This is a genomic window from Desulfovibrio sp. JY, assembly GCA_021730285.1.
In the GTDB taxonomy this organism is placed as follows: Bacteria; Desulfobacterota; Desulfovibrionia; order Desulfovibrionales; family Desulfovibrionaceae; genus Solidesulfovibrio.
Map to the genome: position 1 here is coordinate 1,118,088 of CP082962.1, position 17,921 is coordinate 1,136,008.

Sequence of the window (17,921 nt, forward strand, 5' to 3'; positions counted from 1 at the left end):
GAGGCTCCGCCTCTCCTGGACCTCTCCGCCGGGGGGCCGAGGGCCCCCCGGTCCCCCCTTCAAATTGATAATCAGGGCAACCCGATAAAATTATTTTTGAAAGTTTTTAAAGGGGGTCCAGGGGGAAACTTTTTCCAAAAAGTTTCCCCCTGGCGCCTTAAAATCCTTCCTCCAAGGGAGGATTGACCAGGCAGGGGCTGGGCATGGCGGCCAGCGGCGCGTCGGACGGGGCCAGGCGCGTCCTGCGGCCGTCGATGACGAGGCGTCCGGCGGCCAGCCAGGCCACGGCCTGGGGGTAGATGCGGTGCTCCAGGGTCAGGATGCGCGCGCCGAGGCTTTTCGCGTCGTCGTCCGGCAGGGCCGGCACGGCGGCCTGGATGACGATGGCGCCGTTGTCCATCTTCTCGTCCACGAAATGCACGGTGGCCCCGGAGATGGTCACGCCGTAGTCGACGGCCTGTCCGTGGGCGCGAAGGCCCGGGAAACTCGGCAGCAGGGCCGGGTGGATGTTGAGGATTCGGTCGCGGTAGGCGGCGATGAAGTCCTTGCCGAGGAGGCGCATGAACCCGGCCAGGACAACGGCCTTCGCGCCCGATTCCCGCACGGCGGCAAGCAAAGCCGCGTCGAAGGCGGCCCGGTCGGGGTACTCGCCGGGGGACAGGACGCGGGTCGGGATGCCGTGCTTTGCGGCTCGGACAAGGCCGTGGGCGTCGGCCTTGTCCGAGAGAACCACCGTGATGCGGGCGTCGATGCGGCCCGCCTCGATCCGGTCGATGATCGCTTGCAGGTTCGAGCCCGAACCGGAAACGAGCACGGCCAGGGGCAGGCTCATGACGCGCTGCCGGCTGCGGCCACGGCGTCGTCGATGACGGCCTTGGCCAGGGCCGGCACGGTGTAGGCCTCGGCCACGATGTCCGGCGTGAATCCGAACTCGCCCAGGGTCTTGGCCGTGATGGGCCCGATGCAGGCGAGCTTCACGCCGGAGGCTTCCTTGACGATCTCGGGCGGCACCTTGGCGAAGAAGTTCTTCACCGTGGAAGAGCTGGTGAAAGTGACGTAGCGGATCGCGCCGGAGCGCATGGCCTCGACGATCTCGGCCGGGTCCTGGTCCACGGGCTTGGTGTCGTAGACGGCCAGGACGTCGACGTAGGCGCCGGCCTCGGCGAGCTTTTCCGGCAGCACCTCGCGGGCTTCCCGGGCGCGGGGAATGAGCACCCGGGTTCCGGCCACGCCCTGGTCGAGCAGCCCCGAGACCACGGATTCGGCCACGAAACGATCGGGCACGAAATCGGGCCGGATGCCGCGCGCGGCAAGCGCCTGGGCCGTGGCCGGGCCGATGGCGGCCACGCGGATGCCGGCAAAAACCCGGGCGTCGAGGGACAGGGTGTCGATTTCGGCGAAAAAGCATTTGACGCCGTTGACCGAGGTGAAAATCACCCAGTCGTAGTCGTAGAGTCGGCCGATGGCCTGACGCACGGGATCGGCGTCTTCCAGGGGCGCGATCTGGATGGCCGGAAATTCGTAGCAGCAGGCCCCCTCGTCGGCGAGCAACCGCGTCAGGTCGCTGGCCTGTTCGCGGCTGCGCGTCACCACCACGCCCTGGCCCAAAAGCGGACGCTTCTCATACCAGCCGAGGGTGTCATGCAGGGACACCACGCCGCCGACCACGAACAGGGACGGCGGGGCGAAGCCCTTTTTGGCGGCCTCTTCGGCCATGGTGGCGACGGTGGCCACAAGGCTCTTGTGGTGGCAGGTGGTGCCCCAGCGCACCAGCGCCGCCGGGGTGTCGCCGGGCATGCCGGCCTTCATGAGATTTTCGGTGATATGGGGCAGGTTTTTCACGCCCATGAAAAAGACCAGCGTGGAACCAGAACGGGCGAAAGCCTCCCAGTTGAGCGAGCTTTCGGCCTTGGTCGGGTCCTCGTGGCCGGTGATGAACGACACCGACGAGCAAAACGAGCGGTGGGTGATGGGGATGCCGGCATAGGCCGGAGCGGCCACGGCCGAGGTCACGCCGGGCACGACCTCGAAGGGACAGCCGGCGGCCACCAGCTCCTCGGCTTCCTCGCCGCCGCGCCCGAACACGAACGGATCGCCGCCCTTTAAGCGCGCCACCATCTTGCCGGCCTTGGCCATCTCCACGAGCAGGTCGTTGATCTTGTCCTGGGGTAGGGTGTGGTCGCCTCCCTTCTTGCCCACATAGTAGATCGTCGCGTCCGGACGACAGAAATCGAGAAAAGCCTTGTTGGCCAGGTAATCATAGACCACGACGTCGGCGCGCGACAGGATGTCCCTGGCGCGTACGGTGATAAGCCCCGGATCGCCGGGACCGGCCCCAAGGAGATAGACTTTGGACATGGATCTGCCTTTGGCTGATTGCCAGGAAGGGGACAGGAGATGCGAGAGGGGAAACCTTTTGAAAAAGGTTCTCCCCTCTCGCGCTCTCCCCTTCCTAAACTTTTTGGCTTTGGGGATGCCACATCGGCAACATCCCCTACGTATTATTTTAAAAATCTTTTGAAGGGGGGCCCGGGGAGAAACTTTTCTACAGAAAAGTTTCTCCCCGGCTCTTTTCCCCCTTTATGGACCGTCGTGCCAATCCTTCTGCGCGCCGCACAGGCAGATGTCGGCCTCGAGGTCGAGCACGCAGTCGCTGGCCAGCTGGCCGTTCGGCGAGACCAGCATGGCCGCCCGGCCCTGGTCCGGCACCATGCCGTTGTCGAACACGTAGGCGACGACCACGCGTTTGACGCCGTCGGGCCGCGTGGTCACGGCCTCGACCTTGACCTGATACAGGCCCAGCGTGTGGCACCGCTGCCAGACATTGGAGAAGAGGGTGAGGTACCTGGCCTCGCCGCCGCCCGTGGCCCTGGTGCAGCCTGCGGACGCGGCCAGGGTAACGGCCAGAAGAAGCAGGGTTGCCGGCATCAATTTTCGCATGCGCGCTCCGAAAACGTTTTTTGGGAAAAAAGCATGGATTTCCGAAAACGGCAACCCCGCTTTGCCCGGTCTCCTTTGACTTCGCCCGGCTATCGTTGCACAACGGGTGCGTCCGCAAGGAGGACCACCGTGTCGCCGCGTCATGCCGCGCTTGTCTTTGTCCTTTTGCTCGCCTGTTGCGCCGTGTGCCGCCCGGCCACGGCCCAGGAGGATTACCGGGCCGTGCTCGACGGCAAGGCCGGCATTTTCCCGGACGCGGCGTTCAAAAAAATTTTCCGCTTTCCCAAGGCCACGGTGGTGACTTTCGAAACAGGGGAACCGCCGGCCGCCATCACCGCGTATTATAAAAAAGACCTGACAGCCCGTGGCTGGAGCGTCCAGGTGGACGATGTCGGCAAGCAGGCCGCCTATCTGCTGCTGACCAAGGGCGGGCGCACCTGCATCGTGGAGGCCCAGCGCGGCCTTCCGGGACGCACGGGCTTCAGCGTCAGCCTGTAGGGTATCCCCGCGCCACGCCAAACGTCCATGCCCGAATCCACGCCTGATCCTTCCCGAAAACGCGCCATGCGCCTGCGACGGCTGCAACGGCTGATCGCCCTGGTGGCCATAAGCGCCGCCCTGGCCGTGTTCGTCCTGCCGCCCGTGGCGCGGCAGCTTATCGGCGCGGCGCGGCTCAAGACCATCACCGAGCAGACCCTTTCCGACGCGCTGGGCCGGCGGGTGACCATCACCGGCGACGTCTCCATCCTGTTCGTGCCCTGGTTCGGCCTGTCCATGGGACCGGTGGCCGTGGCCGACGCCCCGGAATTCGGCGACGCGCCCATGCTCACGGCCCGGCGCGTGGAGCTGACCATCCGGATACTGCCGCTTCTGCGCCGGGTGGTGTCCCCGGGTTCGGTGCGGGTGCGCGACCTGACCCTGACCCTGCGGCGCAACACCTCGGGCCGCGCCAACTGGGACGACCTGACCGCGCCGCGCCAGACCGCCGCCACCGATGCCCCGGGCTGGGAAGTGGCCCCCGAACCCCGCGACGTGCGGCTGGAGAACGCCACCGTCACCTACGACGACGCCGTCACGGGCCGCAGCCTGTCCGTGACCAAGGGCAATCTCAAGACGGGCAGGAACCAGCCGTTCAATTTTTCCCTCTCCTTCCTGGCGGCAGGATTCATGACCGGCGGCCAGCTCGAATGCCACGCTTCGGGCCTGGCCTCGCTCAATGCCGCCACCGGCAGCCTGGGACTGGACAAGACCGTGGTGGAAACCATCCTGACCGTGGACCATCCCGTGGTTCCCGGCGGGGCGACGCCGCTACGCGTGGCCTCCCGGCTGATCGCCGCCTACGCCCCCACGACCAAAACGCTCACCGTGACCGACCTCGACGCACGGCTGCCCGAGGCGCGCCTGACCGGCACGGCCACGCTCTCCGACCTACCCGGCGACGCCAAGCTGGCCACGCACCTCGAGTTGTCCCTGGATGCCCAGGGGAAATGGCGCGAGCTGCTGGGGCTCACCCCGGGCGAGCCGCCGGGCAGCCTTGTGGCCGCGCCCGCCCCGGATGCCGCCGCGCCGCAACCCGCCGGCGACAGCCAGGCCAGATTTTCCGCCACGGAAGAGCACGTCCCGGGCAAGCTGTCCCTGGCCGTCGACGCCACGGCCGACGCCTCGGGCATCGCCCTGCGGGAGGCGACCCTGTCGCTGCCGGGCCGGGGACGCATCACGGCCAAGGCCGGTCTGACCTTCGACCAGGGGCCGCACCTTGACGCCACCCTGGCCGCCACGGACGTGGATTTCGACGCCCTGCCCCGGCCGGCGGGCACGGCCTCCTGGTCCTGGCCAGCGCCCTGGCCCGGCTACTGGCCGGCCAAAGGCGTTCTCGACGCCAGGATCGACCTGCGCCATTGCCGTCTGGCGGGACTCCCCATGACCGACGCCCATGCCACGCTGACCGGCGGCGGCGGGTTGCTGCGCCTGTATCCCGTCTCCATCGTCCTTCCCGGCGGCATGGCCGCCCTTGACGTGCGCATCGACGCCGGTCCGGGCGGCGCGTCCCCCGAAACGCCGGGGAGCCTGGGCCTCGACGCCCGGGCCGCCGTGACCCCGACCCCGGAGGCGGGCAAACCGGCCGCCCCGCCAAGCCGGCTGCGGCTGCTGGGACGCCTTCATGCCGAGGGGGCGCGCGGCAACATCGCGCTCCAGACCCCGGACCCGGCCCAGGCGGCGGCGGTTGTGGGGTTGGCCGGGCTCGTCCCCTTTGCCGCGCCGTTAAACGCCCAAGGGACCGTCACCGTCACCCCGGGCATCGGCCGGGCCGTGGCCAAGGCGGCCCTGACCGGGATTTCGGCCACCATCGACAGCACGGCACTCACCGGCCAGATCACCTACGACACGGACGCGGCGGGCACCCTCGGCTTCGACCTCGCCGCCGAGGACCTGGACCTGGACCGCGTGGCCGCTCTTTCCGGAGCCTCCGTCGCCAAAGGCGACTCGACGGATGCCATGCGGGCCGAGGGCAAACTGCGGCTGGGGCGCGTGTCGGCGCGGGGCGTCGCGGCCAAAAACGTCGCCCTGGGCCTGACGGTGGCCGGCGGCAGAATGACCGGCATGCTGACGGGAGGGGAGCTTTTCGGCGGCAAGCTTTCGGGCAAGGTCGAAACCACGCCGGCCGGCAAAATCGACGCCTCCCTGGTCGTGGCCGGGATCAACGCGGCGCGCCTGCCCGGCGTCTCGCCGAACGGCTTTTCCCTGTCCGGAACCCTCACGGCCAAGGCCGGGTTCGCGGCGCAAAAAAGCGCCAAAGGGAAGCTGACGGGCATTTCGGCCACTCTCGAAACCGACGCCGCCCATCTGGCCCTGGGCCAGGGCAGCAGCCGGCAGACGCTCACCGTGCCCAAGGCCCTGCTGACCCTGACCGGGCGCGACACGGGGTCCGGCCCGGACAACACGTTTGGCTGCGACGCCTCCCTGGCCGTCAGCCAGCTTGCCGGCTTCGGCCTGACCGACGTCAAGCTGACCGCCGCCGGGCCGCTGCTCGTGGAGGGGACGGGCAAGGTGCGCCTCCCCGCCCCGGTCAAAATCGAAGCCTCGGCCCTGGCCAAACCCGGCGGCTCCGGCAAGGCGGTCAAGCTCGCCCTGGCCGGGCCGATAACGCCCGACGCCTCCGGCGGTTTTAGCACCGGCGAGATGCATTTTACCGCCGGCGGCGTACCGGCCACGGTCAAGGTCTGGCGCAAGGGCGGCGAAAGCGCCCCCGTCAATTTTTCCGTGGAAACCGGTGCCCTCTCCCCGCGCAAGGCCCTGGCCGACTGGGGCGTGGCCCTGCCGGCCGATCTGCCGACCGATCGCCTGGGCAAGGGAACGTTCGCGGCATCCGGCACGGCTTCCGGTCGTGGCCTCGACGTCAAACGGCTCTCGGCCACTGTGGACGACGTGACCCTCGCCGGCAGCGGCACGGTGCCCGACTACAATCCCCGGCGCGGCAAATGGGACCTGACCGTGAACCGGCTGGACTGGGACGCCTATTTTCCCCACCACCCGGCTTCCGGCCCGCCACCGCTGTCCGAACTGCGCAAGCCCCTCGAGCTCGATGTGCTGCGAAGCCTGGCCCTGGAAGCCAAAATCCGACTCGGCTGGCTCAAAAAGGGCAACGTGGTCTTCGGGTCCACCACCATCAGCGCCGACGCCAAGGGGGGCCGGTTCACCTACCACCAGGACTGTCCGCACTTCTACGGCGGCCGGTTCGCCGCCGACATCCGGGGCGACGCCAGGGACACGGCGCTCAAGACCCTGGTCGAGCTCAAGCTCGAGAGCATCGAGATCGCGCGGTTTCTATGGGATTGGGCCGAGGGGGATACCCTTGGCTCCGGCAGCGGGACCTTCATTCTGGCCGCCCGCACCAGCGGGGCCAACGAAAAGGAGCTGCGCGACAATCTGGCCGGCAATGCCAGCCTGCAAATCACCCGGGGCACGCTCAAGGTGCGCGAGCCGGCTTCCAAGTCCGGCGTACGGCCCGAACCCGAAAGCATTCCCTTTAGCGTCTTCTCCTCGTCCTGGCAGGCCAGGGGCGGCGTGGCCCATAGCGACGATTTTCTCATCGAAAGCCCGCGCATGCGCGTCTCCGGCAAGGGCAACGTGGATCTGCGCGACGAGAGCATCAATTTAAGCCTCGCGGCCACCCTGGCCAGCGGCGGCCAGGTGCCGGCCACCATCATCGGCCCCCTCGACAACCCCAAGCTCACCATCGACCGCAGCAAGATGCTCGGCGAGATAGTCTACCGGGTGCTCCAGGGCATTGTCAGCATCCCCGGCAAGGCCGTCACCCGCATCCTGCAAGTCCGCTGAGGCGCGCCCCATGGACAGTCCGCCCGCCCCCACCTACGTCGCCGAGGCCGTCGCCGGCCCGGACGGGTCGGTTGCCGACGTGCGCCTGACCGTAGGGGGCAAGGTGCGCCATCTGGCCGGCCGGGGCGGCGCCGCGGCAGAACGCGCCCGCGCCCTGGCCGGCCTGGCCTCCGGCGGACTGCCGGTCTTCGTCGGCGCGGGCCTCGGCGCGGGCATCGCCGCCATGGCCGCAAACCATGCCGGGCCGATCTTCGTTTTGGACAAGGAAGCGGCCATCGCTGCCGCAACCGGCGTGCGCGCGGCGCTGGCCGCAACGCCCTCCGTCGTCTTCCTGGACGACGCGGACCCGCGCCGGGCGGCGGCCCAGGTCACGGACGCGGCCCGGCAGGCCGGATTTGCCGCCCTGGCCGTCATCGCCCACCCGGCCTATCCCCGCCTGGACCCGGGCTGGTACGGCGCGGCCACAGCCGCCCTGCGCGGCTACGACGCCCTGCGCGCGCGCCTTCGCGGCCCGCGCTTCGCCGCAGGGCCTTCCCGGGTGCTCATCCTCTCGCGCCCCTATTTCCTCTACCGCGAGATCGAGGCGGCGCTGACGCGCCTCGCCGTTCCCTGGCGACGCGTGGCGACGGGCACCGGCGACACCGGCGAGGAAGGGACCGTGGCCGCGATCCTGGCCGACATCGCCGATTTCCGCCCGGACATGGCGCTCACCGTCAACCACCTGGGCCTCGACCGTGAGGGACGGCTGGCCGGGCTTCTGGCCGACATGGGCCTGCCCCTGGCCTCCTGGTTCGTGGACAGCCCGAGGCTCATTCTCCACGACTATGCCGCCCTGGCCACGGACGCGACCATGGTCTTTTCCTACGACGCCGACGCCCTGCCGGAACTCGCCGCAGCGGGCTTTGCCCACACGGCCTGGCTGCCCCTGGCCACCGACCCGCACCTGTTTTCCCCCCTGGCCGCCGATGCCGCCGCGCCCCATCCCTGGCGTGCGGAGGTCTCCTTTGTCGGCGCGTCCATGGTGGAACAGGCCCGCAAGGCGCTCGCCCGGCTCGCCCCCTTTCCCGCCCTGCGCAACGCCCTGCCGCAAGCGGCGGCGGCGTTCGCGGCCAGCCCGGAAAAAAGCGCCGGACGCTTTCTCGCCGCCGACCCGGCCTGCGCCCCCGCCTACGCGGCGCTGCCCACGACCGAGGCGCGCCTTCAGGCCGAACTGGCGCTGACCTGGGAGGCGACGAAGCGCTATCGCCATGCCTGCGTACGGGAAATCCTGCCCTTTTCGCCGCTTATCGCCGGCGATGCGGACTGGGAGAACGTTCTGCCCGGCCAGGGCAAAACCTGGCGGTCCGTCGGCCCCCTGGACTACTACGCCGGCCTGCCCGGGTTTTATCCCCGCAGCGCGGTCAATCTCAATTGCACGAGTCTGCAGATGAAGGGCGCGGTCAACCAGCGGGTGTTCGACGCACCCGCCACCGGGGCCTTCGTCCTCTCCGACGCCCGGGAACAGCTGGCCCGGCTCTTCGAGCCCGGCCGCGAGGCCATCACCTACGCCGAACCGGGCGAAATCGGCCCCCTCGTGCGCCACTACCTGGACCACCCGGCCGAACGCGCGCGCATCGCCACGGCCGCCCGCAAACGCGTGCTGGCCGACCACACCTACGACAAACGCCTCACGGACCTCATCGCGGCTATGCAGGGAATTTTTGGGTAAGAGACAAGACAGTGCGAGAGGGGGACCCTTTTTGAAAAAAGTGTCCCCCTCTCGCGCTCTCCCCTCCCCAAAACTTTTAACGGCGACAACGAGAGCAACGATAACGCTCTGTAACCGTTAAGAGTCTTTGGAAAGGGGGTCCGGGGGGAGAACCTTTCTGCAAGAAAGGTTTCCCCCCGGTTCCACTCTTCTAATGCTTTGGAATAGTGAGGGACTTGCCGGCGGCGATCTTGTCGGGATCGGTAATGCCGTTGGCATCCATGAGATTTTTTTCGGTGATGCCGAAATGCTTGGCAATCTTGCGCAAGGTGTCGCCCGAAGCGATGACGTAGCTGTTGGCGTCCGACGCTTGCGCCTTGGCCGTCGTCCTGGCGGAAGTCTGCTTCTGGCCGGAAACCGGCACGAAGGGATTGTCGGACGCGGCTGCCGGTTTGGGCTTCGCCGCCGGAACCGCCGGGGTCATGGGGATGCCCGCCGCCGGAGCGGCAGCGGACGCATCGCCCAGTTCATGGCTCACGGGCGCGCTGGAAACCGGCTTTGGCGAAGGCGTCCGGGGCCCCGGCGCTTTCGCCGGCATGCCTGGCGGCGGCGGCGGCAACTCGTCGGACACCATGTGCAAATGCCCGGTGAAGCTGTCTCCCTTGCGGTCCAACAATTCGTTATACAAGATGGCATACTGATCGTAGGCGTCTTTGTATGCGCCGTAGGCGTGGTCGTCCGCGGCCTTGCCGCCGCCGGCGGCCACCCAGCGCTCATGGGCTTTCACCACGCCCTCGTAGGCGGCCTGGGCGTTCGCGCGGGCAAGGTCGTCGGAAACATACTGCGCGTTGCGCTCCAGGTTATCATATTTGCCGCAGCCGGAAACGGCAAGAACGCCAAGCAGGCCGCAAACCGCCATGGCGGCCACGGCAAATGATTTCATATGATGCAGCATCGGCATTTTTCTCCGCGTACCGCCCGAAACTCCAGGGCGGGATGCATTGTCCTTGCTTCCAGGATTGCGTTACATGCCCTCTAACACGGTTTTCGTCAAATCGTGAAGTTCTGGCCGGCAAAACGCCAAGGAAACGTCCATGCCCCAGCGCCTCACCGTTTTTCCGTATCCGCCGCCCGGCGTCCTGCGTCAGGCGCTGCCGCTGTGGGCCTTCGGGCTGGAGGGCCCGTGGCTGGCCCGCCACCTGACCGCCGGCCTGGTCGCCGCCGCCAAGGGCACCCCAAGGCTGGCCGGCCTGGCCGACGCCCTGGCCGCCTGGAATTTCGAGCGCGCTCCCCTGGATGCCGCCTTTGCGGCCAGCGCGCCCTCCGCCGCCCGTCGCGCCGGCGCGGGGGCGCGGCGTCGGACCTTGTGCGCCGCCCTGGCCAAGGCGATACGTCCCCCCCAGGGGACCCGGGAAGCCCGGGACTGGCCACGGCTTCGCGACGGGACGGACACCGAGGCGGGAGCCGCCTTTCTGGCACGGGGCATGGACGACGCGGTCCATGGCCTTTTCTGGCGCGGCAAGGCCTTCGATTTCGCCCTGGCCCGGAGCCTGCCCGAGCTGGCCAGCCGCGTGGTCGACGCCCTGGCCGCCGATCCGGCCCTGGCCCCGGTGGGCGCACGGCTGGCCGTGGAGACCGCCTTTGCCTGGGACGCCCCGCAGGCGGGACTGGCCGCCCTGGCCGCCTGCGACCGGGAGCTCTTCCCCCGCTTTTACGCCCTGGCCCTGGCCCACGGTCTGGCCGAAGCAGGCCGGGCCGGGGACGCGGCCACCGTGCTGGCCGACCTGTGGCGGGCCGAAAACTGGCATCCCGGCCTGACGTTGCGGCTGCACACCCTGCTTTTCCCCCCGGCCCCGGCCGATCTCGATGCCATGCCCGGCCGGGCGTTCGTCTTTCTCTACACCTGGAACCGGGCCGAGCTGCTCGGACAAACGCTTGCCAGCCTTGCCGCAAGCCACCTTGGCCCGGCCCACGTGGTGGTGCTGGACAATGGCGGCACGGACGACACCGGGGCCGTCTGCCGGGCGGCGGCGGCGAAATTCGCCCCGGACCGCTTCGCCGCCATCCGCCTGCCGGTCAACATCGGCGCGCCGGCGGCCCGCAACTGGCTGGCTGCCACGGCCGGCCTGGAGCCGGAGGATCTCGTCGCCTACCTGGACGACGACGTGAGCCTGCCCGCCGGCTGGCTGGAAAGTCTGGCCGGGGCGCTTCGCGACGATCCGCGGGCCGACGTGGCCGGCGCGCGTGTGGTCGCCGCCGCGCCGGGCGCGGCGGCGGGCGTCCAGGCGGCCGACGTGCGGCTTTTGCCGCCGGATGCCGCCAACACGGTGCGCCCCCTGGTCAATTACGGCCCGGGTCCGGACTTCGGGCTTAACGCCGCGCGTCGTCCCTGCCCGTCCGTGTCCGGTTGCTGCCATCTGCTGCGGGCGGCGGCCCTTGGCGGCGGCGCGCCCTTCGACATCCGCTTTTCCCCCAGCCAGTTCGATGATCTGGCCCGCGACCTGGGCGGGTTTCTGGCCGGCCGCCGGGCCGTGTACGCCGGCGACCTGGCCGTGGCCCATCACCAGCACGCCGGGCCGGGACAGGCCCGCACCCGGGCCGCCGTGGGCCAGCTGTGCGGCGCGCGGACCAAGCTCGACGGCCTGTTCGCCGCTTCGGATATGGCGGTCGCCGCCGCGCGCGACGCGGATACGGCCTGGGCGGAACTCGAGGCGAAATGGCGCGAGGTGCGGCAGGCGCTGGGGGACACTGCCGGTCGCCTGATCAGTCGAGCAGGTAGCGGCGCGGATTGACCGGCGTGCCGTCGACGCGCACCTCGTAGTGCAGATGCGCCCCGGTGGTGCGGCCGGAGTTGCCGGAGAGCCCGATGCGCTGGCCACGTTTGACCAGCTGGCCGGGTTTGACCTCGGCCTTCTGCATGTGGGCGTAGACCGTTTCCAGGCCGAAGTCGTGGCTGATGACGATGCGCAGGCCATAGCCGTGCATGTAATCGGCGTCGGTGACCCGGCCGGCCCCGGCGGCGTAGACGGGGCTGCCCATGGGCACCTTGATGTCCACCCCGTTGTGAAAATCCCCGCCCCGGCCAAAGGGCGAACGCCGGGAGCCGAACCCCGAGGTGATAAAGCCCCTGGTCGGCCACAACGACGGCTTGGCCAGAAATTCCAGTTTGCGTTCATCGAGCAGGCGGGCCAGATCCTGCTGCAACGCCTCCTCCACGGCCATGCGGTTGCCGAGCGCCGCCAGGAAATCGAACAGCCGCCGCCCCAGGTCGTCGCCGAGGGCCGTGCCCGGCAACCGCGCCGGCGTATCCGGCGCGCCCATGCCGAGCCCTTCCGGAGCGTCGACCATGACGCCGAGCTTGGCGTCAAACGAGCGTATCCGCGCCGCTTCCTCGCCCAGCCGGCGCACCCGCTCCCGCAACCGCAACGCCTGGGCCTTCTGGCCGGCCAGCCGGCCCAGGGCCGCCCGGCGCCTGCCCGCCAGATCGGCATAGTCCGACTGGTACCGCCACAACACGAGCACCCCCGCCGCCAAGACCGCCACGGCGGCCAGGGACGCGAGGAACATCCAGCGCCGGTAGGTGAAAAGCCGCCGCACGCCGTTGTGGTCGTGGACGAAAATATCGAGTTCGCGTTCGAGCATGCGTCGTGACGCAGCCGGCCCCCGCCGCCACGATTTCGCGGGCGGGACATGGTGTTCCGGTCGACCGGAAGCCGGGGGCCGGCCGCAACTGCTAGAAGAAAAGCAGGCTGAAGAGATCGCTGAAGTTGAAGGTGCCGGAATAGGTCTGGCCGCCGACGAGGGCCGAGCCAGACCCCGAGAGGGCTCCGCCGGTGCCGAAGGTGAGGTCCCAGTTGACCGTGGTCGTGTCCGCGACCAGCGTGCCGGACGTGGTGGCGCTGGTCGAGCCGTCCGAGGAATACGAACCGGAAGTCCCCGGAAAATCCCAGGTGAACGACGTGGCCATGGCCGACGCGGGAAGCAGGCACAAGGCCAACAAAAGGATCGCAGCCGCCTGGCGTTTCATGACGCCCTCCTTGTTGTTTCGTCCCGGTCCCCCCGGGAACGCCCTCAAGACAGCCCCCCGCAACCACCCCACGAGACAATGCGGCGGGGCGCCTGGGCTTTTACTCTTCTTTTGGCTATAAGAACCCGTACGGCGCTGTCAACCGCCCCCGATTTTCAGGCAGGCCCCGGGCCCGGCACGATTTACACAACGCCATGCCTGGGCTATCCATGGTTGATTGTCCCCTGACCGCCTTTCGCTTCCTGACGGAAACGTCCCACCCCGGGAGAGCCCATGGCCCAAGCCGACATCCTGCTCGAAGCCGGAACCAATGAGCTCGAGATCATCGAGTTTTTCATCGACGAAGGGTCCGCGCGCGGGCTGTCGTCGTTCGGCATCAACGTGGCCAAGGTGCTGGAGGTCATCGAAAGTCCGGGACTTTCCCCCCTGCCCGGCGCACCCCATCCCTGCTTCATGGGCACCATCGCCCTGCGGGAGACGGCCTTGCCCGTGCTCGATCTGGCCGTCTGGCTGGACATCCCGCGCGTGCCCCGCAAGAACGAGATCATCCTGGTCACGCGCTTCAACGAGCGCACCACCGGGTTTCTGGCCTCGGGCGTCACCCACATCCACCGGGTCCACTGGCGTGACGTGGAGCCGCCCCACCCCGCCCTGGCCAAGCTTGCCGCCAACTGCATCACCGGACTCACCCGCCTGGAAAACCGCTTCATCCAGCTGCTCGACCTGGAAAAAATCATCCTCGAACTCGACGACAGCCTCGGCGACGACGCGGACATGCCCGCCCCATCCGAAAAACGACTGCGGGCCCTGGTGGTGGAAGACTCGGGCATGATGCGCCACATGATAAAGGACCGGCTGGAAGCGGCCAATTTCGAGGTGGTGTCGGCCGGCGACGGCCAGCAGGCCCTTGGCCTCTTGCGCGGACAGCACGGCAAACGCTTCGACATCGTCATTTCCGACATCGAAATGCCGCGCATGGACGGGTATACACTCACCCGAAACATCAAGGAAGACCCGGTACTTCGCACGACGCCGGTGGTGCTTTTCTCTTCGCTTATCACCGAGGAACTGCGCCACAAGGGCGCTTCCGTCGGCGCCGACGGCCAGATCGCCAAGCCGCAGTTCGGCGAACTGGCCGGATTGGCTTTGTCTCTGATCACGGCCCGGTCCGGACGCTCCCCAAACTGACGCGCGCCATGAAGCCGGCGCGCACGCGACACTCCAGCTGCAAAAGGCGGATCGCCCCATGAAGCTTCGTCCCGAAATCCCGGAAGTCCTCTACAAACGCTCGCTTACCTCCTGGGTCTGGACCAGCAATCTCAAGCTCCAGTCCGTGCTGCTCGCCATCATCATGGTCACCGTGGCCGTGCGTGTGCTGCCCCTCGAAATGCAAAAGAAGATCATCAACCAGGCTATCGGCCTCAAGCGCCTGGATTTGCTGCTCATGTACTGCGGCTATTACCTCGCCTGCGTGGTGGCCGCCTCGGGGCTCAAGTACGCCATCAACGCCCTGCAAACCTATATCGGCCAGCAGTCCCTGCTCGATCTGCGCAAAAAGCTCTACGCCCACATCCTGACCCTGCCCATGTCCTTTTTCCGCAAGGCCTCGCCGGGCATGGTCGTTTCCTCGCTCATCTCCGAAGTGGCCAACACCGGCGAGTTCGTGGGCCAGGCCATCGCCGTGCCCGTGACCAACCTGCTGACCCTGCTCGCCTTCGCCGGCTACCTCTTCTACTTGAACCCGCTTATGGCCATCATCAGCATGGCCCTTTACCCCATCGCCATTCTGGTCATCCCGGCCCTGCAACGCCGGGCCAATGCCGCCAACAAACAGCGCGTGGACACCGGCCGCAAACTGTCCACCCTCATCAGCGAAACCATCTCCGGCATCCACGAAATCCACGCCAACGCCAGCTTCAAACTGGAAAGCGCCCGCTTCGGTGGCTGGGCCGAAAAGCTGTGCCGCATCCGCGTGACGTGGAACCTCTACAAGTTCTCCATCAAGGTCTCCAACAACTTCTTTCAGAATCTCGGGCCGTTCGTGCTCTTCCTCGTCGGCGGCTACCTGGCCATAAACGGCCGCTTCGACCTCGGCGCCCTGGTGGCCTTCCTCTCGGCCAACGAAAAGCTCTACGATCCCTGGAAAGAGCTCATGGACTTCTACCAGACCTGGCAGGACGCCTCGGTCAGCTACGGCCGGATCATGGAGTATTTCGAAGGCGACCCGGAATTTCTTCCCGAGCCCGAGGAGCCCCGCGAACCGCTTCCCCTGGACGGGGCCATCATGGCCAAGGACCTGGTCTTCGAGGTCCCGGGCGGCATCCAGCTCCTAAAGGGCGTGTCCCTGGACGTGAAGCCCGGCGAACAGGTGGCCCTGGTCGGCTTCTCCGGCTCGGGCAAGTCCACCCTGGCCCTGTGCCTGTGCCAGATCCTCAAATACACCGCCGGCACGGCCCAGCTCTCGGGCCTGGACATCGACGCCATGCCCAAGTCCGACATCGCCGACAACATGGGCATCGTCTCCCAGCACCCGTTCATTTTCGAAGGCTCCATCAAGGACAACCTGCTCTATTCCATAAACGCCCGGCGCGAGGCCCACGGCGTCACGGGCGAGGCCGGGCTGCCCAGCCTGGACGAGATCATCGCCGTGGTGCAGCAGGTGGGACTTTTCGCCGATATCCTGCGCTTCGCCCTCAATTCGGTCTTCAAGGAAGGCAAGAAGGAGCACCTGGTCAAAAAGGTGGTCCGGGTGCGCGAGGCCTACCACGACGGACACGGCGAATCCCTGGCCGATTCGGTGGAATTTTTCGATCCCACCCGCTACCTGTACTACAGCTCCGTGGCCGAAAACCTGATCTTCGGCACCCCGGCCCGCGACGATCTGGCCCCGGAGGCGCTGACCACCAACCCGTTCTTCGTGAGTTTCCTGCACGACGCTGGCCTCAAGATGCTGCTCGTGCAAACCGGCGCGGAACTGGCCACCAAGACGGTGGACATCTTGAAAGACGTGCCCTCCCCGGACGCCACCTTCTTCGAGCAGACCCCGATCACGGCCGACGAATTCGACACGTATCGCGACCTGACCGGCCGCTTGGCCCGCCTGCGGCTGCACAAGCTGCCGCCCGAGGACGAACGCCTGCTTCTGACCCTGGCCCTGCGCTTCACCCCGGGCATCCACTCCATCGTCGGCCTGTCCCCGATCCTGGAAGGCCTGCTCCTTTCCGGCCGGGCCATGTTCGCCGAGCGCATCGAAACCGACCTGCCCGGCGCGGTGACGTTTTTCAGGCGCGAACACTACCTCTATTCCATGACGGTCATGGACAATATCCTTTTCGGCCGCATCAAGACCACCAGTCCCAAAATTCTGGACCAGATCCAGAAGACCATCGTCAGCCTGCTCATCGAAGAGGACATGCTGGAACGCATCCTGGAAATCGGGCTGGATTTCCAGGTCGGTTCCATGGGCGACCGGCTCTCGGGCGGGCAGCGCCAGAAGGTGGCCCTGGCCCGGGCGTTTCTCAAGGAACCGCCCATGCTCATCCTGGACGAAGCCACCTCCGCCCTGGACAACGCCTCACAGACCCGTATCCAGAACCTGCTCGAAACCAAATGGAAAGGGAATTCCACGGTCATCTCCGTGGTGCACCGGCTGGATACCATCAAGAATTTCGACAAAGTGGCCGTCATGAAGGCCGGACGCATCGTCGAAACCGGCTCGTATGCGGCGCTTATGGAAAAAAAGGGGATGCTGTATGAACTCGTCCACGGAGCATCTGGAAGGGGTTAAGGGCTGCGGCTTCAACGACTGCCTGGACATCCTGCGGGAACTGCCCGTTTTCAACGGCGTCCCCCTCGATGTCGTCAAGGTGCTGGCCTACCTTTCCGGCCGGGAGGAATTCAGCGCGGGCGACGCCCTGTGCGAACAGGGCGAAGCGCTGGACCGCTGCTTCTTCCTCCTGTGCGGCGAGGTGGAAACGACCCGGCAAACCGAGGATTGCGAGGTCTCCTTTTCCAAACGCGGCCAGGGCTTCTTCTTCGGCGGCCTGGGCCTTCTGGGCTCGGTCAAGGCGCTCTATACCGTGCGGGCCGCGACCGACACCCAATGCCTGGTGCTGTCCCGGGAAAAATTCCTCAAAACCGCCGAACGCTTCCCGGATATCCTGCCCAAAATCCTCGGCAACGTGGTGGAACACGTGTTCCGCTGGGAAGAAGCCTTCCTGAAAGCCCACGCCGCGGAATGCGCCCAAAACGGCGAGATGGGACTGAGTCTGTTTTAGGAAGCGAAATGCGAACCGGGGGGAAACTTTTTTGAAAAAAAGTTTCCCCCCGGGCCCCCCTTCAAAAAACTCTAACGGTTACGACAGACATCCTTAAACAGCCTGTAATCGTTAAAAGTTTTTGGGAGGGGAGAGCGCGAGAGGGGGACCCTTTTTTCAAAAAGGGTCCCCCTCTCGCACACTTTTTTCCTCTCTTCCCTCACCCCGCTTACGCAATCGGGTGCAGGCAGTCGTGGCCGTGGGCCTGGCAGAGTTCGTCCTTGTCCTTGAGCGTGCCGGCCAGGAAAGCTTCGGCTGCCTCGCGCACCGGCCCGGACGCGCCGCGCACCACGGTCAGGCCGGCCTGACGCAGCTTGTCCGCCGCGCCCTGGCCCATGTTGCCGGCGATAAGCGCGCCGACGCCCATGGTAACCAGCGTTTCCACCAGATTGGACCGGCAGCCGCACTGTGCCGGCGGCTCGAAGGTTTCTTCCGAAACGATCCTGTTGTCGTCGCCCACGGTCAGCACCGTGAAATAGCCGCAATGGCCGAAATGCTCGTCCACCTGCCCGTCACGGGAAGGGATGGCGATTTTCCGCATAGGCTGGGTACTCCTTTGCTTGCGGCCGTCCAAAGGCGAAGGAACGGCCACCGGATTGTTGCGCAGGATACT

At 67.1% G+C, this 17,921-nt stretch carries 14 protein-coding genes; 7 read left to right on the forward strand and 7 right to left on the reverse strand.

Features of this window, described 5'->3' with window-relative positions; translation table 11 throughout:
* Positions 1 to 157: 157 nt before the first annotated feature.
* The 3 genes from purN to K9F62_05025 form a co-directional block, all read right to left on the reverse strand.
* Complete coding sequence (gene purN / locus K9F62_05015; protein ID UJX42050.1) at positions 158 to 832, reverse strand: phosphoribosylglycinamide formyltransferase; 675 nt, start codon at positions 830 to 832, stop codon at positions 158 to 160.
* Positions 829 to 2,358, reverse strand: a complete 1,530-nt coding sequence (gene cobA / locus K9F62_05020; protein UJX42051.1) for a uroporphyrinogen-III C-methyltransferase — start codon at positions 2,356 to 2,358, stop codon at positions 829 to 831. Before cobA ends, purN begins: the two co-directional genes overlap by 4 nt.
* Positions 2,359 to 2,580: 222 nt before the next feature.
* Positions 2,581 to 2,940, reverse strand: coding sequence for a hypothetical protein (locus tag K9F62_05025; GenBank protein UJX42052.1), 360 nt, complete (start codon positions 2,938 to 2,940; stop codon positions 2,581 to 2,583).
* 129 nt (positions 2,941 to 3,069) lie between these two features.
* Between K9F62_05025 and K9F62_05030 the strand changes: the two genes are divergently transcribed.
* From K9F62_05030 to K9F62_05040, 3 genes are all read left to right on the forward strand, one after another.
* Complete coding sequence (locus K9F62_05030; protein UJX42053.1) at positions 3,070 to 3,438, forward strand: hypothetical protein; 369 nt, start codon at positions 3,070 to 3,072, stop codon at positions 3,436 to 3,438.
* A 66-nt stretch (positions 3,439 to 3,504) separates the two neighbouring features.
* Positions 3,505 to 7,278 carry an AsmA family protein gene (locus tag K9F62_05035; GenBank protein UJX43133.1) on the forward strand — a complete coding sequence of 1,258 codons (3,774 nt, stop codon included), beginning with the start codon at positions 3,505 to 3,507 and terminating at the stop codon, positions 7,276 to 7,278.
* 10 nt (positions 7,279 to 7,288) lie between these two features.
* Complete coding sequence (locus K9F62_05040; protein ID UJX42054.1) at positions 7,289 to 8,986, forward strand: glycosyltransferase; 1,698 nt, start codon at positions 7,289 to 7,291, stop codon at positions 8,984 to 8,986.
* Between the two features lie 190 nt (positions 8,987 to 9,176).
* Here K9F62_05040 and K9F62_05045 read toward each other — a convergent pair whose 3' ends face one another.
* The gene (locus tag K9F62_05045; protein UJX42055.1) at positions 9,177 to 9,908 is read right to left on the reverse strand and encodes a LysM peptidoglycan-binding domain-containing protein; all 732 of its coding nucleotides are present in this window, start codon (positions 9,906 to 9,908) and stop codon (positions 9,177 to 9,179) included.
* 151 nt (positions 9,909 to 10,059) lie between these two features.
* Here K9F62_05045 and K9F62_05050 point away from each other — a divergent pair, with 151 nt between their 5' ends.
* Positions 10,060 to 11,757, forward strand: a complete 1,698-nt coding sequence (locus tag K9F62_05050) for a glycosyltransferase (GenBank protein ID UJX42056.1) — start codon at positions 10,060 to 10,062, stop codon at positions 11,755 to 11,757.
* Here the strand turns inward: K9F62_05050 and K9F62_05055 are convergent.
* Complete coding sequence (locus K9F62_05055; GenBank protein UJX42057.1) at positions 11,729 to 12,607, reverse strand: M23 family metallopeptidase; 879 nt, start codon at positions 12,605 to 12,607, stop codon at positions 11,729 to 11,731. The genes K9F62_05050 and K9F62_05055 overlap by 29 nt on opposite strands.
* A gap of 91 nt (positions 12,608 to 12,698) precedes the next feature.
* Positions 12,699 to 12,992, reverse strand: coding sequence for a hypothetical protein (locus K9F62_05060; protein ID UJX42058.1), 294 nt, complete (start codon positions 12,990 to 12,992; stop codon positions 12,699 to 12,701).
* A gap of 273 nt (positions 12,993 to 13,265) precedes the next feature.
* Here K9F62_05060 and K9F62_05065 point away from each other — a divergent pair, with 273 nt between their 5' ends.
* Genes K9F62_05065 through K9F62_05075 form a run of 3 tightly spaced genes read left to right on the forward strand, consistent with a single transcriptional unit; the run spans position 13,266 to position 17,269 of the window.
* Positions 13,266 to 14,180: a chemotaxis protein gene (locus K9F62_05065; protein UJX42059.1), complete on the forward strand. Its 915-nt coding sequence runs from the start codon at positions 13,266 to 13,268 to the stop codon at positions 14,178 to 14,180.
* A gap of 58 nt (positions 14,181 to 14,238) precedes the next feature.
* Entirely contained in the window at positions 14,239 to 16,779 is a 2,541-nt protein-coding gene (locus K9F62_05070) for an ABC transporter ATP-binding protein/permease (GenBank protein ID UJX42060.1), read from the forward strand.
* On the forward strand, positions 16,745 to 17,269 hold the full coding sequence (locus K9F62_05075; GenBank protein UJX42061.1) for a cyclic nucleotide-binding domain-containing protein: 525 nt from the start codon (positions 16,745 to 16,747) through the stop codon (positions 17,267 to 17,269). The genes K9F62_05070 and K9F62_05075 overlap by 35 nt, the downstream gene beginning before the upstream one ends.
* Positions 17,270 to 17,477: 208 nt before the next feature.
* Here the strand turns inward: K9F62_05075 and K9F62_05080 are convergent, their stop codons facing one another.
* On the reverse strand, positions 17,478 to 17,849 hold the full coding sequence (locus K9F62_05080; GenBank protein UJX42062.1) for a NifB/NifX family molybdenum-iron cluster-binding protein: 372 nt from the start codon (positions 17,847 to 17,849) through the stop codon (positions 17,478 to 17,480).
* Between the last annotated feature and the right edge of the window lie 72 nt (positions 17,850 to 17,921).